Origin of the sequence: Variovorax sp. ZS18.2.2 (genome assembly GCF_024701975.1) — a bacterium.
GTDB lineage: Bacteria > Pseudomonadota > Gammaproteobacteria > Burkholderiales > Burkholderiaceae_C > Variovorax.
In genome coordinates this window covers 1032119-1053560 of sequence record NZ_JANLNM010000001.1, presented here as the reverse complement: position 1 = coordinate 1053560, position 21442 = coordinate 1032119, and the positions used below count along the sequence as shown (strand labels likewise).

At 66.5% G+C, this 21442-nt stretch carries 20 protein-coding genes and 1 tRNA gene; 7 read left to right on the top strand and 14 right to left on the bottom strand.

The window, feature by feature from the left end; all coding sequences use genetic code 11:
- Window positions 1-16 precede the first annotated feature (16 nt).
- The 8 genes from NU688_RS05005 to ssuD form a co-directional block, all read right to left on the bottom strand.
- The gene (locus NU688_RS05005; RefSeq protein ID WP_257859425.1) at window positions 17-1270 is read right to left on the bottom strand and encodes an SfnB family sulfur acquisition oxidoreductase; all 1254 of its coding nucleotides are present in this window, start codon (window positions 1268-1270) and stop codon (window positions 17-19) included.
- Between the two features lie 53 nt (window positions 1271-1323).
- The gene (locus NU688_RS05000) at window positions 1324-2592 is read right to left on the bottom strand and encodes an acyl-CoA dehydrogenase family protein (RefSeq protein ID WP_257859424.1); all 1269 of its coding nucleotides are present in this window, start codon (window positions 2590-2592) and stop codon (window positions 1324-1326) included.
- The gene (locus NU688_RS04995) at window positions 2582-3718 is read right to left on the bottom strand and encodes an ABC transporter ATP-binding protein (RefSeq protein WP_257859423.1); all 1137 of its coding nucleotides are present in this window, start codon (window positions 3716-3718) and stop codon (window positions 2582-2584) included. Before NU688_RS04995 ends, NU688_RS05000 begins: the two co-directional genes overlap by 11 nt.
- 30 nt (window positions 3719-3748) lie before the next feature.
- Window positions 3749-4648, bottom strand: a complete 900-nt coding sequence (locus NU688_RS04990; protein WP_257859421.1) for a carbohydrate ABC transporter permease — start codon at window positions 4646-4648, stop codon at window positions 3749-3751.
- A 29-nt stretch (window positions 4649-4677) separates the two neighbouring features.
- The gene (locus NU688_RS04985; protein ID WP_257859420.1) at window positions 4678-5592 is read right to left on the bottom strand and encodes a carbohydrate ABC transporter permease; all 915 of its coding nucleotides are present in this window, start codon (window positions 5590-5592) and stop codon (window positions 4678-4680) included.
- Window positions 5589-6998, bottom strand: coding sequence for a sugar ABC transporter substrate-binding protein (locus tag NU688_RS04980; protein WP_257859419.1), 1410 nt, complete (start codon window positions 6996-6998; stop codon window positions 5589-5591). Before NU688_RS04980 ends, NU688_RS04985 begins: the two co-directional genes overlap by 4 nt.
- A gap of 258 nt (window positions 6999-7256) precedes the next feature.
- Window positions 7257-8447, bottom strand: coding sequence for an acyl-CoA dehydrogenase family protein (locus NU688_RS04975; RefSeq protein WP_257859418.1), 1191 nt, complete (start codon window positions 8445-8447; stop codon window positions 7257-7259).
- Entirely contained in the window at window positions 8444-9607 is a 1164-nt protein-coding gene (gene ssuD, locus NU688_RS04970; RefSeq protein ID WP_257859417.1) for an FMNH2-dependent alkanesulfonate monooxygenase, read from the bottom strand. Before ssuD ends, NU688_RS04975 begins: the two co-directional genes overlap by 4 nt.
- A 325-nt stretch (window positions 9608-9932) precedes the next feature.
- On the opposite strand from ssuD, the gene NU688_RS04965 reads away from it, so the two are divergent.
- The gene (locus NU688_RS04965; RefSeq protein ID WP_257860520.1) at window positions 9933-11060 is read left to right on the top strand and encodes an acyl-CoA dehydrogenase family protein; all 1128 of its coding nucleotides are present in this window, start codon (window positions 9933-9935) and stop codon (window positions 11058-11060) included.
- Complete coding sequence (locus NU688_RS04960; RefSeq protein WP_257859416.1) at window positions 11057-12190, top strand: sigma-54-dependent Fis family transcriptional regulator; 1134 nt, start codon at window positions 11057-11059, stop codon at window positions 12188-12190. Before NU688_RS04965 ends, NU688_RS04960 begins: the two co-directional genes overlap by 4 nt.
- 56 nt (window positions 12191-12246) lie before the next feature.
- Here the strand turns inward: NU688_RS04960 and NU688_RS04955 are convergent.
- From NU688_RS04955 to cysS, 6 genes are all read right to left on the bottom strand, one after another.
- Window positions 12247-12339: transfer RNA gene (locus NU688_RS04955), tRNA-Ser, on the bottom strand.
- A gap of 26 nt (window positions 12340-12365) precedes the next feature.
- Entirely contained in the window at window positions 12366-13634 is a 1269-nt protein-coding gene (locus tag NU688_RS04950; RefSeq protein ID WP_257859415.1) for an aspartate kinase, read from the bottom strand.
- Between the two features lie 61 nt (window positions 13635-13695).
- On the bottom strand, window positions 13696-14667 hold the full coding sequence (tilS, locus tag NU688_RS04945) for a tRNA lysidine(34) synthetase TilS (protein WP_257859414.1): 972 nt from the start codon (window positions 14665-14667) through the stop codon (window positions 13696-13698).
- 7 nt (window positions 14668-14674) lie between these two features.
- The gene (locus NU688_RS04940; RefSeq protein ID WP_013541914.1) at window positions 14675-15655 is read right to left on the bottom strand and encodes an acetyl-CoA carboxylase carboxyltransferase subunit alpha; all 981 of its coding nucleotides are present in this window, start codon (window positions 15653-15655) and stop codon (window positions 14675-14677) included.
- A gap of 19 nt (window positions 15656-15674) precedes the next feature.
- Window positions 15675-16325: a DNA-3-methyladenine glycosylase gene (locus NU688_RS04935; protein WP_257859412.1), complete on the bottom strand. Its 651-nt coding sequence runs from the start codon at window positions 16323-16325 to the stop codon at window positions 15675-15677.
- 17 nt (window positions 16326-16342) lie between these two features.
- Window positions 16343-17725, bottom strand: a complete 1383-nt coding sequence (gene cysS / locus NU688_RS04930; RefSeq protein ID WP_257859409.1) for a cysteine--tRNA ligase — start codon at window positions 17723-17725, stop codon at window positions 16343-16345.
- Window positions 17726-17928: 203 nt separating this feature from the next.
- On the opposite strand from cysS, the gene NU688_RS04925 reads away from it, so the two are divergent.
- From NU688_RS04925 to NU688_RS04905, 5 genes are all read left to right on the top strand, one after another.
- Window positions 17929-18519 (top strand): tetratricopeptide repeat protein, encoded by a 591-nt coding sequence (locus NU688_RS04925; RefSeq protein ID WP_257859408.1) that lies wholly within the window; start codon window positions 17929-17931, stop codon window positions 18517-18519.
- An 82-nt stretch (window positions 18520-18601) separates the two neighbouring features.
- Window positions 18602-19201 (top strand): peptidylprolyl isomerase, encoded by a 600-nt coding sequence (locus NU688_RS04920; protein WP_257859406.1) that lies wholly within the window; start codon window positions 18602-18604, stop codon window positions 19199-19201.
- A 44-nt stretch (window positions 19202-19245) separates the two neighbouring features.
- Window positions 19246-19758 (top strand): peptidylprolyl isomerase, encoded by a 513-nt coding sequence (locus NU688_RS04915; RefSeq protein WP_257859405.1) that lies wholly within the window; start codon window positions 19246-19248, stop codon window positions 19756-19758.
- A gap of 22 nt (window positions 19759-19780) precedes the next feature.
- Window positions 19781-20557, top strand: a complete 777-nt coding sequence (locus tag NU688_RS04910; protein ID WP_257859404.1) for a UDP-2,3-diacylglucosamine diphosphatase — start codon at window positions 19781-19783, stop codon at window positions 20555-20557.
- A 26-nt stretch (window positions 20558-20583) separates the two neighbouring features.
- On the top strand, window positions 20584-21375 hold the full coding sequence (locus tag NU688_RS04905; RefSeq protein WP_257859403.1) for a zinc-dependent peptidase: 792 nt from the start codon (window positions 20584-20586) through the stop codon (window positions 21373-21375).
- Window positions 21376-21442: the final 67 nt, after the last annotated feature.

The window sequence follows — 21442 nt, the reverse complement described above, 5'->3', positions numbered from 1 at the left end:
CGCGAATCTCTTCTCTTCAGCTCCAGGCGTGACGTGGCACGTGCACGCCGTTCAGCTGGTAGTTGCCCAAGTGGTAGTACTTCCAGCGCACCGGGTCGTGCAGCGTGTGCACGCGCGCATTGCGCCAGTGGCGGTCGAGGTTGTGTTCGGCCAGCGTGGAGCGCGTGCCCGCCAGTTCGAAGAGCTTGTTCGAGGCGTTGATGGCCACTTCGGTCGTCAACACCTTGGCCTCGGCCGTGGCCACGGTGGCGGCGTTGACGAGGCTCTCTTCGGGGTCGGCCAGCGCCCGGTCGATGGCACGGCCCGCGCGTTCCAGCAAGGCCTCGGCGGCGTGCAGGCGCAGCGTCAGGTCGCCGATCGCGCTGATGATGAACGGGTCTTCGGCCGCAGTTTCCTTGCCGCTGTCGATCCACGGACGGCTGCGGGTGCGCACGAAGGCGATGGTCTCTGCAATCGCGGCGGCGGCAATGCCCGCATCGATGGCGGCCTGGATGATCTGCGAGATCGCGCCGGCCGCGGTGGGCCGGTCGAATGCGGCCACAGGCAAGAGGCGACTGCGCGGCACGCGCACATTGGCGATCTGTATGGAGCCCGACGCGGTGGTGCGCTGGCCGAAACTCGACCAGTCGTTGTGCACCGTGAGGCCCGGCGCATCGCGTTCGGCAAAGGCCAGGTAGCCCTTGCCCTCCACCGGGTCCACCGCCACGATGGGCACGATGTGCGAGAGCAGCGCACCGGTGGTGTAGAACTTCTGCCCGTTGATCACCACGTCGTCGCCGTCGAACACCAGCGTGGTTTCGAACGCGGCGACGTTCTTGCTGTTCTTCTCGGAAAAGGCGTTGCCGAAGCGGATGCCTTTCAGCACGAGGCCGAACAGCTCTTCTTTCTGCTCAGGCGTGCCGTCGAGGTCGATGTGGCCCACCAGCGCCAGGTGGTTCTGCGTGATCTGGGCGATGCTCGAGTCGCCCTCCGCCACGATGCGAATCACGTCCGCCAGCGTGGCGAAGGACACGCCCGCGCCGCCGTACGCCTTGGGCACGGTGATGCCCCAGAGGCCGCTCTGCGAATAGGCATCCAGTTCGGCCAACGGCAACAGCCCGTCACGGTCGCGCAGCGCCGACTCGGAGCCGAACTCCGCGGCCAGGCGCCGGGCCACGGACACAGCCTCGGCATCGTCGCGGATGACATGGGCCGGTTGCGCAGGACGCGGGCGCGGCGCAAACGGCTCGGGGGTGTTGACGCGGGGGCGGTCCAGGGTTGCGGTGGTCATGGTGAACTCCAAAAAAGGGGAATGAACGGACTGACGGGAGAACGCGATGCGGATCAGGTCTTGCGGCCGGGGCCGCTGCCGATCTGCCAGACATAGGGCGGCTCGGTGCCGTTGACGCTCCAGTCGCCCACGATGCGCGCCTTGTAGACAACCGGGTTATGCGAGGACACCGTGCGCGCATTGCGCCAGTGCCGGTCCAGCGACTTGGAGGTGCTCGCAGCCGAGGCGCCGAGCGCATTGAAGAGATCGGAACCCGCGCGCAGCACCAGCTCGGACACCACGATCTGCCCCTGCGCCGATTCGATCTCGGCATCGATGTTGGCTTGCCGCTCCGCCGCCTCGTCGCCGTGCAGGCGCGCCTCGTAAGCCCGCTGGGCCGGCAGCGTCGCGCGCAGCGCCGTGGCCTCTGCGGCATAGGCCAGCGCCGAGATCTGGCCCGCGACCTGAAGGATCTGCGCGTCCTGGCTCACATGCTGTGCGTTGCCGCTGCTGTAGATGCGCTGGCGGTTGCGCACCTCGTGCCCCACATCGCGCTCGATGGCGCGGCCGATGCCCGCCAGCGTGGCGAGATGGAACAGTTGATAGAACGCGGTCTGGTACTTGAAGCGCGTCTCGAACGGGAACACGTTCTCGTCGTCGATGTGGGCGTTCTCGTACACCGAGGTGCCGCTGCCGGTGGTGCGCTGGCCGAAGCCGTCCCAGTCGTCGTGCTGCACGACGCCGGGCTGGTGGGTGCTGACTGCCGCCGTCACATCGGCATCGTTGTCGGCGCGGCGCGCATACAGGTCGACCCAGTCGGCAAAGATGCTGCCGGTGCTGTAGAACTTGCGGCCGTTGGCCACCCAGCGGCCGTCCTTTTGCGAGATGCGCGTGCCGACGTCGCCGATGGCCACCGCGCCGACTTCGGACCAGGCATTGCCGACCAGTTCACCCTTCACGAAGCGGCGCAGCCACACGTCGCGCGCCTCGCCGGGCGGCGCATTGAGGCGGTCTTCCACGAATGCGAAGTGCCCGCGCAATGCTTGCGGTACGTTGGAGTCCGCCTCCGCGAGCTCGATCAGCAGCTGGAAGAGCTGTGGAATGGATGCGCCGCCGCCGCCGTGCTCCACGGGCACGCGCACCGCGCCGAAGCCGGCCTGCTTCAGCCAGGTGATGGGCTCGAAGGGCAACTGGCGATTGCGCTCGCGCGCGAGCGCCGTCTCGGCGATGCGCTGGAAGACGGGCCGGAACTTCTGCGCCAGCGCGGGATGCTCGTAAGGGGTCCACGCGGCGGTGGTCGTGGCGCTGCTCGTGTGAGGTGCGAGGATGGTTTCAGTGCTCATGGCGATGCGAGGGCCTTGCGGCCTGGGTTGCGATGGACAGGCGTGCGCCCGATTCGGGGTTGAACAAATGGGCGTGCGAGGGATTCCAGGTCAGCGTCACCTCCTCGCCCGCCGTGGCGCGGTGGCGTCCGGCGAGCCGCGCCAGCCAGGGGCTGGCATCGAACGCGCCCGGCACGGTGCCGTGCAGCTCGGTGATGGAGCCGAGGTAGTCGACGGCGGACACGCGCAGCCGAAGCAGCGGTGCTTCGGGAGACAAGGACGCCTCGCCGGTCTGGAGCACGAGGTGTTCGGGCCGGATGCCAAGGCGCACCGCCTCGTCGTGCCGCCCGGCTGAACCAGGGGGCGCCGGCAGGCGAATGCCCTCGCCCAGCGACAACTGGCCCTGCGTCCACCGGGCATCGACCACGTTCATGGGCGGCGAGCCGATGAAACGCGCGACGAACTCGTTGGCGGGTTCGTCATAAAGCGTCAACGGGTCGCCCACCTGCTCGATGCGGCCGGCGCGCAGCACCGCGATCCGGTCGGCCATGGTCATGGCCTCTTCCTGGTCGTGCGTGACGTAGACGGTGGTCGTGCCCAGTTGCCGCTGCAGCGCACGGATCTCGGCGCGCATCTGCACGCGCAATTGCGCATCGAGGTTGGACAGAGGCTCGTCGAAAAGGAAGGCTCTCGGCTCGCGCACCATGGCCCGCCCCATCGCCACCCGCTGGCGCTGGCCACCCGAGAGCTGGCGCGGATAGCGGTCCAGGTAGTCGTCCAGGTGCAATGCGGCCGAGGCCTTGGCGATGCGCTGCGCGATCAGCGCCTCGCTCTGGCGTTGCTCGCGCAAGCCAAAGGCCATGTTGTCGTGCGCCGTCATGTGCGGATAGAGCGCATAGCTCTGGAACACCATGGCCAGGCGGCGCTGTTGCGGCGGCAGATGGTCGGCCGCTTCGCCATCGAACGCGATGCTGCCGCCGTCGGTGGTTTCCAGCCCGGCGATGGCGCGCAGCAACGTCGACTTGCCGCAGCCGGACGGCCCGACCAGCACGACGAACTCGCCCTCCCCGATGCCGAGGTGAACATCGCGCAGCACGGCGGTGCTGCCGTATTTCTTGGACAGGCCGGTGATCTGAATGTGAGACATGGAACTCGAATGAAGAATGAACAGCCGCGCTCAGCGCCCGGCCCCCAGGCCGCCGACCAGCTGCTTCTGGAACGCCAGCGCCACCAGGTACACCGGCGCAATGCCGACCAGCGAGGCCGCGGCCATCTGCCCGAAGTTCACCACCCGCTCGCCCTGGAAGAGCGAGATCGCGACGGTGATGGTGCGGATGTCGGGCCGGCTGTTGAGCACCGAGGCCAGCAGGAACTCGTTGTAGGTCAGGATCAGGCAGATCAGTCCCGTGGAGACGAGGCCGGGCCACAGCAGCGGCAGGTTCACGCGCCACAGCGTGCGCCAATAACCCACGCCATCGAGCCAGGCGGCTTCGTCCAGCGCCACGGGCACCTGTTTGAAGAAGCTGCGCAGCAGCCAGAACGCGACCGGCACGTTCATCAGGCCTTCCACCAGGCCCAGCCCGAAGAGGCTGTTGTTCAGCCCCGCGTGGCGCATCATGAAGAACAGCGGCAGCAGCGCCACCACGGGCGGCGCCACGTAGCTGGACAGCAAGGCGCCGGCCAGCGCGGGCCCGCGCCGCAGCTTGACCACCGCATAGGTCGCAGGCACCGCGATCACGAGCGTCACGGCCACGCTGACCAGCGCCACCGCGAGCGAGTTGAGCAAGTTCCGATGCAGCGGCGCAATGTCGAACACCGTGGACCAGTTGGCCAGCGTGGGCGCCAGGGGCAGGAAGTGGCCCGAGAGCACTTCGTCCCGCGTCTTGAACGAGGTCGCGACCAGGAAGGCGATCGGCAGAAGGCAGAAGACCAGTACCGATGCAAGCGCGAGTCGCAGCGCCGTCTTGCGCAGCCATTCGCGCGCGGGGACCGCAGGCCTCGTCCGGCCTTGGTTGCTCGCGTGCGTTGTCGCCGGGCCGGTGCCGATGTGCGTGGTGGATACGTTGGCTGTCGTCATGTCTCAGTCCGTATGGCTGTGCGACGGGGCTAGCCCGTGCGTCGCTCCACCCACGCCAGGGTGCGGAGGATCGGCCATGTCACCCACGCCACCAGCAGGCAGAAGACCAGCGTCTGCGCGGCGGCCTGCCCGATGTCGAAGTTCTGCAGGCCCGACTTCCAGACTTCGTAGCTCGCCAGCGTCGTGGCGCGACCCGGCCCGCCGGCGGTGAGGATGTAGACCAGGTCGAAGGTCTTGAGCGACATCACCACCCGCAGCAGGAAGATGCCGACCAGCGCGGGCGCCAGCAGGGGCAGCGTGATCTTGATGAAGATCCGCCGCGGGCTCGCGCCATCGAGCGCAGCCGCCTCGTACACATCGGAAGGAAGGGCCTGCAATGCGGCCACGCACAACACCACCACGAAGGGCAGCCACTGCCAGCTGTCCGCCAGCATCACGGCAGGCAAGGCCCATGTCGAGGAGCCCAGCAGCGACACCGGCTCGTTTACCCATCCCAGGCGCAGCAAGGTGCCGTTGAGCAAGCCGCCCGCCGGCGCCAGCAGCAGCTTCCAGGCCACACCGACGAGCACCGGCGGCGTCATCAGCGGCAGCAGGATCAGGCTGTACGCCCAGCGCCCTTGCCGCAGCGCCTGCAGCAGCAACGCGATCGCGAGGCCGAGCACCAGCTGGAACAGGCAGGCCGGCACCGCATACAGCACCGTGCGCAGCAGCGTGAATGCGAAGTCGGAGGTCTGCACCAGCGTCTCGAAGTTGCGCCAGCCTGCCCACGCGGTCAACGGCTGGCCCAACGTGGACTTCGTGAACGCCAGCGCCAGCGTGTAGAGCCCAGGCACGACGCACACCAGCGCAAGGCCGAGGGTCGCGGGCGTCAGCATCCAGCGCGGCGCCGTGTGCTGGCTCCGCGCGTGCCACGTTCCCGGCGATGGCTGGCCAACGGCACTCATGCGGCGAGCAATTGCACCCAGCTCGCTTGCGCGGCCTCCAGCGCCTCGCGGGGCTTCTTCTTTCCCGACACGATCAGCGCAAGCTGCTCGGTCAAGGCATCCATCAGCTTGGGGCTCTGCGCCTGCAACGGCCAGGCCAGCGCATCGCCGATGGCGGCCTTCAGCTCCGGCTGCAGCTTGGGCGCGGCCTTGATGTAGTCGGGATGGTTCAGCACCGAGGTGCGGTTGGGGTCGATGCCGCTGCCCGGCAGCACATCCTGCTGGAGCGAGATGTCCTTGCTGGTGGCCCATTTGATGAATTCCCAGGCGAGCTCTGTCTTCTTGGTGCCGGCCGTGATGCCGAGGCCGAAGCCCGCATTCAATGCGGCGCGCGGCGTCTTGTTCTCGCCGCCCACCGGCAGCTGCACCAGCGCCCACTTGTCCACGATCTTGGAAGAGGCGGGGTCCTGCGCGGTCACGCCCAGGTCGGTCCAGAAATCGATCATGGCCGCCTTGCCGGACAGGAAAGCGGGCAAGGCATGTTCGAACGCCGTTTCCGCGGGTGTGGGCAAGGCATAGGGCACGATGCGCGCCAACTCTTCGGCTGCAGCGATGGCCTGCGGGCTGGTCAACGCGGGCTTGCCATCGGGTGTGAAGAAGCTGCCGCCGAAACCGGCCAGCCGGTTGGCATACGACGATCCCACGATCACCGGAATCTTGAAGCCCTGCACCACCGCGCCGTAGATCCCGTTGGCGGACTCTTTCTCGGTGATGAGGCGGGCGGCGTTGTAGTAGTCGTCCCAGGTCTTGGGGGCCGTCAACCCGTGCCGGCCGAAGATCTCGGTGTTGTAGAACAGGACATGCGTGTCGCCGTCATAGGGCAGGCCCCAGCGACGGCCATCGCGCAAGGTGTAGGTGTCGTAGAGCGATGGCAGGAAGTCGCCCGGCTCGATCTGTGCGGCATCGCGGGCGATGCGGTCGGTGACGTCGACCACCACCTTGTCGGCCACCAGCGCGCCGAGCGTGTGATAGAAATAATCGATGACGTCGAACTGGTTCGCGCCCGACTGCACATCGAGCGTGGCCTGCGCATGCAACTGGTCGTAGGGCACCGGCGTGACGGTCACCTTGGCGCCGGTGAGCGCTTCGAACTCCTGCGCGAGGAGCTTGCCCGCCAGCGCATGAGGCTGGTTGAACAAGAGGTTCAGCGACTGGCCGGCGTATTTTTTTCCGCTCGCGCCCACGTCCGCCGAGGCCACGGGTGGCGGCGCCTCGACGTCTTTCTTGCCGCACGCAGCCAGCGCGCCCGCAGCGCCCAAGGCGGCTGCCGTGCCGATGAATCGGCGGCGGTTCAGGGCCGATGCGATGGCGGAAGGCGCAGTGGCCGACGAGCCGGGCGCAGCAAGGACATTCTGTTTTCGACGCATGTTGATATGACCTCAGTTTGGAAGCCGCGATGTATTCGCAGCGCAATGGATATAAGCGAATGGCGTGCCACTTCCTCACCCCATATGAATCAACGAGTTAGCACGCATTGGCTGCCGTCGCGCATGCTGGGTCGGCAGCAGGCTGCGGGTAGGTTGCTGATGAGCCAGCAGTGCCGCGCCCTCACCCATCGCACGCGCAAAGCACAACGGGCCTGCGACGCGAGGTCACAGGCCCGTTGCATCGGACGCTGAAGAAATTCAGGAATAGAAACTGGGTTGCGGCACGCGCGCATTGAGCGCCCAGTCGCCGAGTTCGCGCAGCTTGTAGTCGACCGGATCGTGCAGCGTGTGCACGCGCAGGTTGCGCCAGTAGCGGTCCAGGCGCAGCGCCGCGGTGGTGGCGCGCGCGCCCGTCACTTCGAACATGCGGTGCGCCACCTCGAGGCTCGCGCGCGTGCTCGCGACCTTGGCTGCGGCGACAGCGACGGCGACCTGTCCGCGCTCCTGTTCATCGAGCGAAGTGCCGCGCAGCCACGCCTGGTCGAATGCCGCCGCTGCCTGGTCGAGCAGCATGCGTGCGCCTTGCAGCGCGAGCCAGAAGTCGCCGTAGTGCGTGAGCACGTAGGGGTCTTCGTTTGCGGACGCGGCCGTCGAGAACAGCCAGGGGCGGCCCTGCTGCAGCGTGAAAGACTTCGCCTCTTCGAGCGCGCCTTCGCCGAGGCCGAGGTAGATGTTCGCGAGGATCAGTTGCGCCAGCAGCGGACGCAGGCAGGCGAACGGCGTCGAGAGCGGGCCGGGGTCGAGCAGCAGTTCACCCGCATCGACCCGCACGTTGTCGAACCGCACGCTGCCGCTGTCGGTCTGGCGCTGGCCCATGTTGTCCCAGTCATCGAGCACAGTGATGCCCGCGCGCTGCGTGGGCACGACGCCGATCAGCAGGCGGTCGTTTGCATCGAGGGCCGAGGCGAGCAGCATGTCGGAGTCGCTTGCGCCTGAGCAGAAGCTCTTTCGGCCCGAGAACACGTACCCGCCATCGACCGCCTCCGCGCGCGTGGATTTGTCCAGCGGGTTCAGTGCATTGCCCCAGAACCAGCGCTGCACACGCGTCTGCTCGATCCACGGCTGCCACTGCGCGCGCTGCGCGAAGAGCTGCGTGGTCGCGAGCAACAGGTGATGAAAGGCGAACAGGTGCGCCACCGAGCTGTCGACGCGCGCGAAGCCGCGCACCACATCGAGCGTCTGCTGCCAGCTCGCGCCGAGGCCGCCGAGTTCGGTCGGCACGCTGAGCATGAGCAGGCCGCTGTCGCGCAGCAGGTCGCGCTCGGCCTTCGGCGTGCCGCCGCGCTGGTCGCGCTCTACGGCGGTCTGCGCCAATGCCTGCGTGATGCGCTGCGCCGTCGCATGCCATGGCACGACTTCATCACCGGCCTCTGCAGAGAAATGCTTCATGCGGCGGCCTTCTCGCGCACCGGCGATTGCGACGAAGGCGGCACGATGTCGTTGGCGATGACCTCGCCGAAGGGCCCGGTGATGTTCGCCTGCCCCGCCGGTCGCACATGGTCCAGCGGCAGCAACGGGAACAGCAGCTCGGCCACGCGGTACGCCTCTTCGAGATGCGGATAGCCCGAGAAGATGAAAGTCTCCACGCCGAGCGCCGCGTATTCCTTGATGCGCGCCGCCACCTCCTCCGGGCTGCCCACGAGCGCCGTGCCCGCACCGCCGCGCACCAGGCCCACGCCGGCCCACAGGTTCGGCGACACCTCGAGCTTGTCGCGCCGCCCGCCGTGCAACGCGGCCATGCGCTGCTGGCCCACCGAGTCGAAGCGCGAGAAGGCTTTCTGCGCAGCGGCGATGGTGTCGTCCGTCACATAGGAGATGAGCTCGTCGGCGGCGCGCCAGGCCGCTTCGCTGGTCTCGCGCACGATCACATGCAGGCGGATGCCGAAGCGCAGCGTGCGGCCGTGCTTCGCTGCAGCGGCACGGGCCTTGGCGATCTTGTCGGCCACGTCCGCCGGCGGCTCGCCCCAGGTGAGGTACACGTCGACCTGCTCGCCCGCGAGTTCGATGGCCGCCTCCGACGAGCCGCCGAACCACAGCGGCGGATAAGGCTTCTGCACTGGTGGATAGAGCGTCTTCGCGTTCTCGACGCGCAGGTGCTTGCCCGAGAAGTTGACCGTCTCGCCCGCCGCCACGCCGCGCCAGATGCGCAGGAATTCGTCGGTGACTTCGTAGCGCTCGGCGTGCGTGAGGAAGCTGCCGTCGCCGTGCTGCTCGTCGGGGTCGCCGCCGGTCACGACGTTGATAAGGAGGCGGCCGTCCGAGAAGCGGTCGAGCGTTGCGGCCTGCCGCGCGGAGACCGTCGGCGAAATGATGCCGGGGCGGATCGCGACCAGGAACTTGAGCCGCTCGGTCTGTGCCGCGAGCGACGAGGCGACGACCCACGAGTCTTCGCACGAGCGCCCCGTCGGAATCAGCACGCCTTCGTAGCCAAGTTCGTCGGCGGCCTGCGCCACTTGCCGCAGGTAGCGATGACTCACGGTGCGCGCGCCGCGCGAGGTGCCGAGGTAGCGGCTGTCGCCGTGCGTGGGGAGGAACCAGAAAAGTTGCATGCGGCAGTTCAGCAGTTAGCGTGCCAATCGCCCTGCCTGCGGGAACGCGCCAAAGCACGCGATTTCTGCTGCTGGAGCAGCAGCCGAACACCACATCTGCTGCACGCGGCACATCGATCCGTCCGCACTGCTGCCATGGAAGCAAAACGAGGATCGATAGACGGATCGCATCGTTGGTCGCGCTCTTCTTCGCCGCGAACATGCTGCTGGCGCAGCAACCGTGCTGCCTTCTGTACCTGCCCGGTACGTCACCAAGGACTTGTGTGTGAGTTCCGTTCTTTCCATTCCGGTTGCCGAATCCCCGCGCGACATCGCGCGCGATCTCATGCAGCGCTTCGCCGCCACCGCGGTGGAGCGCGACGAGCGCGGCGGCACGCCGAAGGCCGAGCGCGATGCCCTGCGCGACAGCGGCCTGCTGGCCCTGAGCATTCCGCACGAGTTCGGCGGCGGCGGCGCGGACTGGCGCGAGACGCTCGATGTCGTGCGCCTGCTCGCGCAGGCCGACAGCTCGATCGCGCATGTGTTCGGTTTCCATCACCTCATGCTGGCCACGGTGCGCCTGTTCGCACGGCCCGCGCAATGGCAGCCGTGGTTCGAGCAGACCGCGCGTCGCCGCTGGTTCTGGGGCAATGCGCTCAACCCGCTGGACGACCGCACGGTGTCGAGCGCACGCGAGGGCTGGCGCGAGTTCACCGGGCAGAAGAGCTTCTGCTCGGGCGCGCTCGACTCCGAGATGCTCATCGCCTCGGCGCGCGAAGCAGGCAGCGGCGCCTTCATCGTCGCGGCGGTGCCCACCGGCCGCTCGGGCATCTTCGTTGCGCCCGACTGGAACAACATCGGCCAGCGCCAAACCGACAGCGGCAGCGTGACCTTCGAGAAGGTGCGCGTGGAGCAGCACGAGGTGCTGGCCGACCCGGGGCCGCTCTCGACGCCTTTCGCATGCCTTCGGCCGCTGGTGTCGCAGCTCGTGCTGGCCAACATCTACCTGGGCATCGCCGAGGCGGCCTTCAACGATGCCCGGCACTACACGCTGCACGAGTCGCGCCCCTGGCACGCGGCCCACGTGTCTCAGATGCACGAAGACCCTTATGTGCTCGGCCACTACGGTGACTTCTGGGTCGGCCTGGAGAGCGTGCGGGTGCTGGCCGACCGCGCGGCCGACCGGCTCGACACGGCCTGGCGGCGCGGCCCCGCGCTGACCGAGAGCGAGCGCGGCGACGTCGCGCTGGCGGTGGCCACCGCCAAGGTCGCGGCCACGAACACGGGCCTGGACATCTGTACGCGCATGTTCGACGTAGCCGGCGCGCGCGCCACCCACGGCGGCCTGCGCCTGGACCGCCACTGGCGCAACCTGCGCACCCAGACCCTGCACGACCCCGTGGCCTACAAGCTGCGCGAGCTCGGCGAATGGGCCCTCAAGCAGCAATACCCCGTACCGACCTTCTACTCATGACCGCCTACACCCGCCCCTTCGACGTGCTGCCATCGGTCGATGCCTCTTCCACCGCCGACGAGGACTGGGACGCGCCCACGCTGCTGACCTTTCCCAACCCGCGCAAGCTCACCACCTCGATCCGCGCCACCGCGCAGGTGTTCCAGGACCCGCGCTCGGCCGCGCTGCTCGAACGCATCCGCATGGTGGCGCCCAGCGATGCCAACGTGCTCATCATCGGAGAGACCGGCACCGGCAAGGAACTGATCGCACGGCATGTGCACGACCTGAGCCGCCGCAGCGGCAAGCCCTTCGTGGCGGTGAACTGCGGCGCCTTCTCCGAAAGCCTGGTCGAGAGCGAACTCTTCGGCCACGAGAAAGGCGCCTTCACCGGCGCGTTCTCGGCCAAGACGGGCTGGTTCGAGGCGGCCAACGGCGGCACGCTGTTCCTCGACGAAATCGGCGACCTGCCGCTGTCGATCCAGGTCAAGTTGCTGCGCGTGCTGCAGGAGCGCGAGGTGGTGCGGCTGGGCTCGCGCAAGAGCGTGCCCATCGACGTGCGCGTGGTGGCCGCGACCAACGTGCGGCTGCAGGACGCGGTGGCCGCCGGCCACTTCCGCGAAGACCTGTTCTACCGGCTGCATGTGGTGCACCTCGCGCTGCCCACGCTGCGCGAGCGCCCCGGCGACATTCTTCCGCTGGCGCGGCATTTCATCGAGGAATACCGCCAGCGGCTGGGGTACGGCGCGGTGCGCCTCGACGCCGATGCCGAGCAAAAGCTCTCCGAGCACGGCTGGCCCGGCAACATCCGCGAGCTGGAGAACGTGATTCACCACGCGCTCCTGATCTGCCAGCACGACGTGCTGGGCGCGGAGCACCTGCACCTGTCTTCGCTGAACATCCAGAGGCGGCCGGCCGAGAGCGAGGCCCCTGCGCATGCCACGCCGCAGCAGGCGCTGGAGACGGTGCTGCGCGAGCTGTTCAACGAGCCTCACGAACAGATGTTCGAGCTGATCGAGGACACCGTGATGCGCACGGCTTTCGAGTTCTGCCATCGCAACCAGGTGCAGGCGGCGAGGCTGCTGGGCATTAGCCGGAACATCTTGCGCTCCAGGCTTATCAAGAGCCGGGAGATTTCGGCGTTGAAGTAGGTGTGGAGGCCAGAAATGAAAAACGGCCCCGTGAGGGGCCGTTTTTGCTTGCTATCTGGCGGAACCGGAGGGATTCGAACCCTCGATGAGGCTCTACACCCCATACTCCCTTAGCAGGGGAGCACCTTCGGCCACTCGGTCACAGTTCCTGAAAGAAGCCGAGATTATGCCACTGTCAGACGGCCGGTTGGTCCAGATCGAAGGCTTTATGCAGCGCCCGGACGGCCAATTCCATGTATTTTTCGTCGATCACGACCGAGGTCTTGATCTCGCTGGTCGAAATCATCTGGATGTTGATGCCCTCTTCGCTCAGCACGCGGAACATCTTGCTCGCCACACCCACGTGGCTGCGCATGCCGATGCCCACGATGCTGACCTTGCAGATCTTGGTATCGCCCACGATCTCGGTCGCGCCCAGCGAGGGCATGACCTTCGACTGCAGGAGATCGATCGTCTTCGCGTACTCGTTGCGATGCACTGTGAAGCTGAAGTCGGTCTTGCCGTCCTTGCTCAGGTTCTGGATGATCACGTCGACCTCGATGTTGGCGTCCGCCACGGCACCGAGGATGTGATACGCGATGCCCGGCTTGTCGGGCACACCGAGCACCGAGATCTTGGCTTCGTCGCGGTTGAATGCGATGCCGGATACGACGGCTTGTTCCATGTTTTCGTCTTCCTCGAAAGTGATCAGCGTGCCGGACTTGGCCTCTTCATTGATGTCGATGTCCCACGGCGTGAAGCTCGAGAGCACGCGCAGCGGCACCTTGTATTTGCCGGCGAATTCCACCGAGCGGATCTGCAGCACCTTGGAGCCGAGGCTCGCCATTTCGAGCATCTCTTCGAAACTCACGGTGGTGAGGCGGCGCGCATCGGGCTCGACGCGCGGGTCGGTGGTGTAGACACCGTCCACGTCGGTATAGATCAGGCATTCGTGCGCCTTCATGGCGGCCGCAATGGCCACCGCCGAGGTGTCGCTGCCGCCACGACCCAGCGTGGTGATGTTGCCCGCGTCGTCCACGCCCTGGAAGCCGGTGATGACCACCACCTTGCCCGCGTTCAGGTCGGCCATCACGCGCAGGTCGTCAATGCTCTCGATGCGGGCCTTGGTGTGCGAGCTGTCGGTGCGCACCGGCACCTGCCAGCCCGCGTAGCTCACCGACTCCATGCCCTCGGCCTGCAGCGCAATGGCCAGCAGCGCGGACGAAGCCTGTTCGCCGGTCGATGCCAGCATGTCGAGTTCGCGGTTATGGGCGTCGCCCGGTTTGCTCGGCGCCAGTTCCTTGGCGAGGCCAAGCAGGCGATTGGTCTCGCCGCTCATGGCGCTCGGAACCACGATCATCTGGTGGCCGGCGCGCGCCCACTTGGCGACGCGCTTGGCGACATTTCGGATGCGCTCGGTCGAGCCCATCGACGTACCGCCGTATTTGTGAACGATCAATGCCATGGATGAAATCAGAGAAAAGAAAAGGGCCGCTGGATAGGCGGCGCCCTGCAAGCTGTGGGAGCTAAGTCTTCGGCGAGGGCGGGGCATTGTACCAATGCAGCCGATCGCCCTTCCGCTCGGCGAAACCGCCGGCCACTTTGAGGTGGATGCGGTGGCCGCGCGTGGTGCAGGCGCGGACCTGGTCGAGCAGCTGGTCGAGCTGCGCGGCGCTGGGCGCGCAGCCGTGAGATTGCATGAGCCAGTGGCGCAGCACGTTGGCCTGCCGGGCCCGAGAAAGCGCCTGCAGCGCCTTGATGAGTGGCGGGTCGCCCACGATTTCCAGATCTTGCGCGGCGAGTTCGAGCAGCAGTTGCTGAGCCTGCGCCGCATGGCCGATGCTGCGCGCAAAGGTGGCACGAAATTGCGGGAAAGCCTGCTCCAGCGCGGGCAGCAGCACGGCGCGGATCCGGTTGCGGGTGTAGCGGGCGTCGCCGTTGCTCGGGTCTTCGATCCACGGCAGATCGCGCGCTGCGAGCCAGGCGCGGATGTCGGCTGCGGGCACTGTCAGCAGAGGCCGATAGATGTTCAAACCATTGCGTTCGGCATGCGCGGGCATGGCCGCCAGGCCCGGAAGACCAGCGCCGCGCGACAACGCCAGCAAGAGCGTTTCGACCTGGTCGTCCGCGTGATGTCCAAGGGCGATGGATTGGATGGGGGGCCGCGTCGAATCCATGCGCGCCATGGCACCAAACGCCTCGTAGCGTGCGCGCCGTGCGGTGTCTTCAGGGCTGTCCCCGGGCGCATGCCGCGCATCGACCCGATGCACCTCGAGCGGTACGTCAAGCCGCGCGCACACCGCTTCGCAATGCCGTTCGAAATCGTCGGCCGCGGCCTGCAGCCCGTGATGCACATGAAAGGCCACCACCTGTCCCGGCCAGCGCGATGCGCAGGCGGCCAGCAAGGCGGTGGAGTCCGCACCGCCACTGAAGCCCACCGCCAGCGGCCACTGCGCCGGCTCGAACGCGGCCATGGCGCGTTCGAAGGCTTCGCTCATAAGGGGCTTATCTGCCGGTGTCGGCCTTGGTGTCGTTGAAACGGCCGTAGCTCTGAAGGCGCTCGTAGCGGCGGTCCAGCAGTTCCTTCGGCTTCAGGTCGCTGACCTGGCGGAACGCATCGTTGAGCGCGCGCTTGAGGAACGCCGCCATCTGGCGGTGGTCGCGGTGCGCGCCGCCGACCGGCTCGTTCACGATCTTGTCGACCAGGCCCAGCGCCTTCAGGCGGTGTGCCGTGATGCCCAGCGCGTCGGCCGCTTCCTGCGCCTTGTCGCTGGTCTTCCAGAGAATGGAGGCACAGCCTTCGGGGCTGATCACCGAGTAGATCGAGTACTGCAGCATCACGAGCTGGTCGCCGACCGAGATGGCCAGCGCACCGCCGGAACCGCCCTCGCCGATGATCGTGACGATGATCGGCACCTCGAGCTGCGCCATCTCGAAGATGTTGCGGCCGATGGCCTCCGACTGGCCACGCTCTTCGGCATCGATACCGGGGTACGCGCCGGGCGTGTCCACGAAGGTGAACACGGGCAGCTTGAACTTCTCGGCCGTCTTCATGAGGCGCAGAGCCTTGCGGTATCCCTCGGGCTTGCTCATGCCGAAGTTGCGCGCAGTGCGCTCCTTCGTGTCGCGGCCCTTCTGGTGACCCAGCACCATGCAGGGCACGCCGTTGAAGCGCGCGAGGCCGCCCACGATCGACAGGTCATCCGAGAAATGCCGGTCGCCGTGCAGTTCGACGAAGTCGGTGAAGATTTCGTTGACGTAGTCGAGCGTGTACGGCCGCTCCGGATGCCGGGCGATCTTGGTGATCTGCCAGGGCGTCAGGTCGCTGTAGATGTCCTTGGTGAGCTGCTGGCTTTTCTTGCCGAGCTGATCGATTTCTTCCGAAATGTCGACCGCCGATTCGGTCTGTACATAGCGCAGTTCTTCAATCTTTGTTTCGAGTTCCGCAATGGGCTGCTCGAAATCGAGGAAGGTTCGTTTCGCCAACGTCTTCTCCTGTTTTATTTCAATACGCGACCGGCACGGGGTCCAGCGACCGCCAAATATACCAAGTCGCCACGCTGCAATACGGCGCCCAGGCCACGGCGACGTCGCGGGCATCGCTGCGGCTCACCGGGTCGCCCGAAAAATAGTTGACGCTGATGCCATTGAGCAGCCCGACGTCGTCCACAGGCAGCACGTTCGGGCGCATCAGGTGAAAGATGAGGAACATCTCGGCCGTCCAGCGGCCAATGCCGCGAATGGCCACGAGCTCTTCGATGATGAGCTCGTCGGCCATGTCCTTCCACGCATCGACGTGCACCACGCCCGAATCGAAATGCAGGGCCAGGTCGACCAGGTATTCGATCTTGCGCGCCGAGAGGCCCGCGGCGCGCATGTCGTCGACCTTGAGCTTGAGCACGTTGGCCGGCGTCAGCTTGCGCGGCAGCAAGGCGAACTTGTCCCAGACCGTTTGTGCGGCCTTCACCGAGATCTGCTGGCCCACGACGCTGCGCGCCAACGTGGTGAAGGCGTCGCCGCGCGATTCGAGACAGGCTTCGCCGAACTTCGGAATCAGCCGCTTCATCACGCGGTCTTTCCTGGCCAGGTGCTTGCAGGCCTCTTCCCAATAGTCCGGCGTGTAGATCTGAACGGTCGGGTTTTTGGCAGCGGGCATGGGGTTGGTGGTTCCGTTCACTGCGCGGCGGCCCAGCTCGTGCCTGTGGGCGAATCCTTGAGCACGATGCCCTGCTCCAACAGTTCCTGGCGGATGCGATCAGCTTCAGCGAAATTCTTCGCAGCCTTGGCCTCGGCCCGCTGGGCGATCAGCATCTGGATTGCGGCGTCGTCGAGCGTGCTGCCTGTGCCTGCTTGCAGGAACGCCTTCGGGTCGCCTTGGAGCAGGCCCAGCGTGCCACCGAGCACCTTGAGCAGCCCAGCGGTTTCCGCGGACTGCGTGCGGTGAACGCCGGTGGCCAACTCGAACAGGATCGCGATGGCGCCGGGCGTGCCGAAGTCTTCGTCCATCGCAGCTTTGAAAGCCGCTGCGTGCGGATTCGTCCAGTCAAGCGTGACCGGTGCGGGCGTTACCAGGTCGAGTGCCGTGTACAGACGCTTGAGTGAGTTGCGGGCGTCGGTCAGGTGTGCATCGCTGTAGTTCAGCGCGCTGCGATAGTGGGTGCGCACGAGGAAGAAGCGCAGGCTTTCGGCGTCGTACTTCTGCAGCACCTCGCGGATGGTGAAGAAATTGCCCAGGCTCTTGGACATCTTTTCGTTGTCCACGCGAACGAAGCCGTTGTGCACCCAGAAACGCGCGAGCGGCTTGCCATTGGCGCCTTCGCTTTGCGCAATTTCATTCTCGTGATGTGGGAATTGAAGGTCCGCGCCGCCACCGTGAATGTCGAAGGTCTCGCCAAGGGTTGCGCAGCTCATTGCGGAGCACTCGATATGCCAGCCCGGACGGCCAGTGCCGAAGGGGCTGTCCCACTTGGCATCGTCCGGCTCGGCGGGCTTGGCCGCCTTCCAGAGCACGAAGTCGAGCGGGTCCTGCTTGCCCTCGAGCACTGCGACGCGTTCACCGGCATGCAGTTCGTCGAGCGACTTGCCAGACAGCTTGCCGTAGCCCGGGAACTTGCGCACCGCATAGTTCACGTCGCCATCGGGCGATCGATAGGCCAGTCCCTTGCGCTCCAGCGTCTCGATGATGCCGAGCATCTGCGGCACGTACTCGGTGGCACGCGGCTCGACGGTGGGCGGCTCGATGCCGAGCGCGCCGATGTCTTCATGCATGGCCGCGATGACTTCGTCGGTCAGCGCTCGGATGGTGATGCCGCGCTGAACGGCACGCACGATGATCTTGTCGTCGATGTCGGTGATGTTGCGCACATAGGTCACGCCGTAGCCGCTCGCACGCAGCCAGCGCTGCACCACATCGAAGGCCATCATCATGCGGGCATGGCCGATGTGGCAGAAGTCGTAGACCGTCATGCCGCAAACGTACATGCGCACCTTGCCAGGTTGCAATGGGGAGAATTCCTCCAATTCACGCGACAGCGTGTTGTAGATGCGCAGACTCATGAGACTCGGAAAGCGTCGCTTCGCGCACGTGCGGCACGGGCGAACGACGGGGTATTTCAGGGGTGACGGGGACAGTGGCCACGAGGGGTTGGACATGGCCCCTCGGCTACAATGCAACGCAGTATAAACGGCCGCCGCAGCCTGCTGTCGCGTACCTCCCGGGTGTTCTCCAGGCCCGCATTCCCCAATCCTGCCGAGGCTTCATGAAGCACGCCGTGTTCTCCAAACTCTCCATCGCCTTCGCTCTCCTGTTCAGCCTGTGGGGTTCCGCCGCGCATGCCAACGACTACGACGATGTGAACCTTCTGCTGCGTCAGGGCAAGCCCGCCGAAGCGCTCGCCAAGGCCGACACCTACATTGCCGGAAAGCCGCGCGATCCGCAGATGCGGTTCCTGCGCGGCGTGATCCTCACCGAGCAGAACAAGCAGCCCGAGGCCATCATCGCCTTCACCCAGCTCACGCAAGACTTCCCCGAGCTGCCCGAGCCCTACAACAACCTCGCGGCGCTGTATGCCTCGCAGAGCAAGTTCGACCAGGCGCGCGCCGCGCTCGAAACCGCCCTCAGGCTCAACCCGAACTACGCGACCGCGCACGAAAACCTCGGCGACGTGTATGCGCGCCTTGCGGCCCAGGAGTACGTGAAGGCCCAGCAGTTCGCCAGCACCAACGCCAGCGTCGCGCCCAAGCTCGTGCTGATTCGCCAGATCTTCTCGTCCAAGGCCGAGGCCGAAGCCGCCACGCTGCCGGCGGCGCCTCCGGTCATCCGCAAGCCGGTCGGCAAGTCCAGCAAGTAAATTGCCCGCCGGCGCGGGCACCGCGGCAACAGCCTTTGTTGCACCGCCCACGTCCTTCCCTCTTCGCAAACGGAGCATCCTCTTGACGATCCACGCCCTTTCCAGATTCAGCAGATTCAGCCGCCGCAACGCCTTCATCCTGGCCGCGGCCCTCGGCTTCGCCGCCACCGGCTACGCACAGCAAGCCGCGCCGCGCGTCAAGCTCGCCACCTCGGCCGGCGACATCGTGGTCGAGCTCGATGCGGCCAAGGCGCCCAAGTCGGTCGAGAACTTCCTGCAGTACGTGAAAGACAAGCACTACGACGGCACGGTGTTCCACCGCGTGATCGACGGCTTCATGATCCAGGGCGGCGGCTTCACGGCCGACATGCAGCAAAAGCCCACGCGCCCGCCGATTCCGCTCGAAGCGAGCAACGGCCTGAAGAACGACAAGTACACCGTCGCCATGGCGCGCACCGGCAACCCGAACTCGGCCACCTCGCAGTTCTTCATCAACGTGAAGAACAACGACTCGCTCAACGCGCCCAACCCCGACGGCTACGGCTACACGGTGTTCGGCAAGGTCGTGGCCGGCACCGACGTGGTCGACAAGATCCGCGCCGTGCAGACCGGCAACAAGGGCGGCATGCAGAACGTGCCCGTCGAGACCATCACCATCAAATCCGCCACGCTGGCGAAGTAATTCGTTCCCCTGTTTTTCCGAGTTTCCGAAGAAGGAGTCCCCTTATGAGCAACCCCCAAGTCGAACTGCACATCAAGAACTACGGCGTGATCACGCTCGAGCTCGACGCCGAGAAGGCGCCGAAGTCGGCCGAGAACTTCATCGCCTACGTGAAGAAGGGCCACTACGACAACACCGTGTTCCACCGCGTGATCCCCGGCTTCATGGTGCAAGGCGGCGGTTTCGAGCCCGGCATGAAGCAAAAACCCACCGGCGCCGAGATCGAGAACGAAGCCAACAACGGCCTGAAGAACGCCAACTACACCGTCGCCATGGCCCGCACCAACGCGCCGCACTCGGCCACCGCGCAGTTCTTCATCAACGTGTCGGACAACGGCTTCCTGAACCACACCGCACCTTCGGCCCAGGGCTGGGGCTACGCGGTGTTCGGCAAGGTCATCAACGGCACCGACGTGGTCGACAAGATCAAGGCCGTGAAGACGGGCCGCAAGGGCTTCCACGACGATGTGCCGCTCGAAGACGTGGTGATCGAAAAGGCTGTCGTCATCGCTGAATGACCCACAACAGGCACGGCGCGGCATGACCAACGTGGCGAACCCGGCTTTCACCGAGCTGGTGGCGCCGCCCGCGTGGCGCACCGTCGACCTGATCTCCGACCTGCACCTGCAGGCCGGCGAGCCCGCCACCTTCGAGGCCTGGCAGGGCTACCTGGAGACCACGCCGGCCGATGCGCTGGTCATCCTCGGCGACCTGTTCGAAGTGTGGGTGGGCGACGATGCCGCCGCCTCGCCCGGCTTCGAGGCGCAATGCGCCGAACTGCTGCGCCACACCGCGCAACGGCTGCCGGTGTTCTTCATGCACGGCAACCGCGACTTCCTCGTCGGCCCCGCGCTCGCGGCGCAATCGGGCATCACGTTGCTCGATGACCCCACGGTGCTGGTGCTGCACGGCCAGCGCTGGCTGCTGAGCCACGGCGACATCCTCTGCCTCGAAGACACCGAGTACCTCAAGTTCCGCGCGATGGTTCGCACGCCCGAATGGCAGGCTGCGTTCCTAGCCCGGCCGCTCGAGGAGCGCCGCGCGCTGGCACGCGCGATGCGCACGCAGAGCGAAGACCGCAAGCGCAACCCGTCGACGATCTGGGCCGATGTGGACACCGACGCCGCGCGCCAATGGCTGCAGCAGGCCAAGGCGCAAACGATGGTGCACGGCCACACGCACCGCCCCGCCGAGCACGACCTGGGCAACGGCCTGCGCCGCATCGTGCTGAGCGACTGGGATGCGGCAGCCCATCCGCCGCGTGCGCAGTTGCTGTGCCTGTCCACCGCCGGCGCGCAACGCGTCGACCTGCGCTAGCAGCGCCCCGAACCGCGGAACCGCCGATGTTCAAGTGGCTGCGCCGTCTGCGCGCCCTGCCCCCCATTTCCGATGCCGCATGGCACGCCACGCTGGCGCGCTATGCCTTCCTGGCCGACCGCCCCGCTGCCGATGTGCAGCGGCTGCGCGCGCTGACGGCCGAGTTCCTGCGCGACAAGGAATTCCACGGCACGCAAGGCTTCGTCATCACCGACGAAGTGGCGCTGGCCATCGCGGCGCAGGCCGTGCTGCCCGTACTGCACCTGAAAGGCCATCTCGACTGGTACGACGATTTCGTCGGCATCGTGGTGCATCCGTCCGAGGTCGTGGCGCGGCGCAAGGTCGTCGACGAAGCGCTGGTCGTGCACGAGTACGACGAGGTAGTGGCCGGCGAAGCCATGGACCGCGGCCCGGTCATGCTCAGCTGGCAGGACGTGCTCGCGAGCAGCGTCACCAGCGAAGGCGGCTACAACGTCGTGATCCACGAGTTCGCCCACAAGATCGACATGCGCGGCGGCGATGCCGATGGTTGCCCGCCGCTGCCGTCCGGTTTCGCGGGCAAGCGCAGTGCCCGCGAATCGCGCGCCGCGTGGCTCGCCGTGCTGCAGCCGGCCTACGACGACTTCCGCGAAAAAATCATCATGGCCGAGCGCTTCGGCGCCGAGCCGCCGTGGCTCGACGACTATGGCGCCACCTCGATCAGCGAGTTCTTCGCCGTGGCCTGCGAGGCCTACTTCGTGAACCGCCCGAACTTCGCCCGGGACTTCGCCTCGGTGACGGCTCTCTTAGACGAGTTCTTCTTGAGCAGGCAGGCCTGAGCGGCGACGGGGTTCGCGGATTCGGCACCCCAAAGAAAAAGACGCCCTGTGAGGCGTCTTTTTCATG

Bases quoted from the DNA above. Each gene is read 5' to 3' on its own strand.
- NU688_RS04905 (WP_257859403.1), top strand. From the start codon at position 20,584: ATGTTCAAGTGGCTGCGCCGTCTGCGCGCCCTGCCCCCCATTTCCGAT.
- NU688_RS04935 (WP_257859412.1), bottom strand. From the start codon at position 16,325: ATGCCCGCTGCCAAAAACCCGACCGTTCAGATCTACACGCCGGACTAT.
- NU688_RS04990 (WP_257859421.1), bottom strand. From the start codon at position 4,648: ATGACGACAGCCAACGTATCCACCACGCACATCGGCACCGGCCCGGCG.
- NU688_RS04975 (WP_257859418.1), bottom strand. From the start codon at position 8,447: ATGAAGCATTTCTCTGCAGAGGCCGGTGATGAAGTCGTGCCATGGCAT.
- NU688_RS04995 (WP_257859423.1), bottom strand. From the start codon at position 3,718: ATGTCTCACATTCAGATCACCGGCCTGTCCAAGAAATACGGCAGCACC.
- NU688_RS05005 (WP_257859425.1), bottom strand. From the start codon at position 1,270: ATGACCACCGCAACCCTGGACCGCCCCCGCGTCAACACCCCCGAGCCG.
- NU688_RS04960 (WP_257859416.1), top strand. From the start codon at position 11,057: ATGACCGCCTACACCCGCCCCTTCGACGTGCTGCCATCGGTCGATGCC.
- NU688_RS04910 (WP_257859404.1), top strand. From the start codon at position 19,781: ATGACCAACGTGGCGAACCCGGCTTTCACCGAGCTGGTGGCGCCGCCC.
- NU688_RS04965 (WP_257860520.1), top strand. From the start codon at position 9,933: ATGCAGCGCTTCGCCGCCACCGCGGTGGAGCGCGACGAGCGCGGCGGC.
- NU688_RS04985 (WP_257859420.1), bottom strand. From the start codon at position 5,592: ATGAGTGCCGTTGGCCAGCCATCGCCGGGAACGTGGCACGCGCGGAGC.
- NU688_RS04915 (WP_257859405.1), top strand. From the start codon at position 19,246: ATGAGCAACCCCCAAGTCGAACTGCACATCAAGAACTACGGCGTGATC.
- NU688_RS04925 (WP_257859408.1), top strand. From the start codon at position 17,929: ATGAAGCACGCCGTGTTCTCCAAACTCTCCATCGCCTTCGCTCTCCTG.
- NU688_RS04980 (WP_257859419.1), bottom strand. From the start codon at position 6,998: ATGCGTCGAAAACAGAATGTCCTTGCTGCGCCCGGCTCGTCGGCCACT.
- NU688_RS04950 (WP_257859415.1), bottom strand. From the start codon at position 13,634: ATGGCATTGATCGTTCACAAATACGGCGGTACGTCGATGGGCTCGACC.
- ssuD (WP_257859417.1), bottom strand. From the start codon at position 9,607: ATGCAACTTTTCTGGTTCCTCCCCACGCACGGCGACAGCCGCTACCTC.
- NU688_RS05000 (WP_257859424.1), bottom strand. From the start codon at position 2,592: ATGAGCACTGAAACCATCCTCGCACCTCACACGAGCAGCGCCACGACC.
- cysS (WP_257859409.1), bottom strand. From the start codon at position 17,725: ATGAGTCTGCGCATCTACAACACGCTGTCGCGTGAATTGGAGGAATTC.
- tilS (WP_257859414.1), bottom strand. From the start codon at position 14,667: ATGAGCGAAGCCTTCGAACGCGCCATGGCCGCGTTCGAGCCGGCGCAG.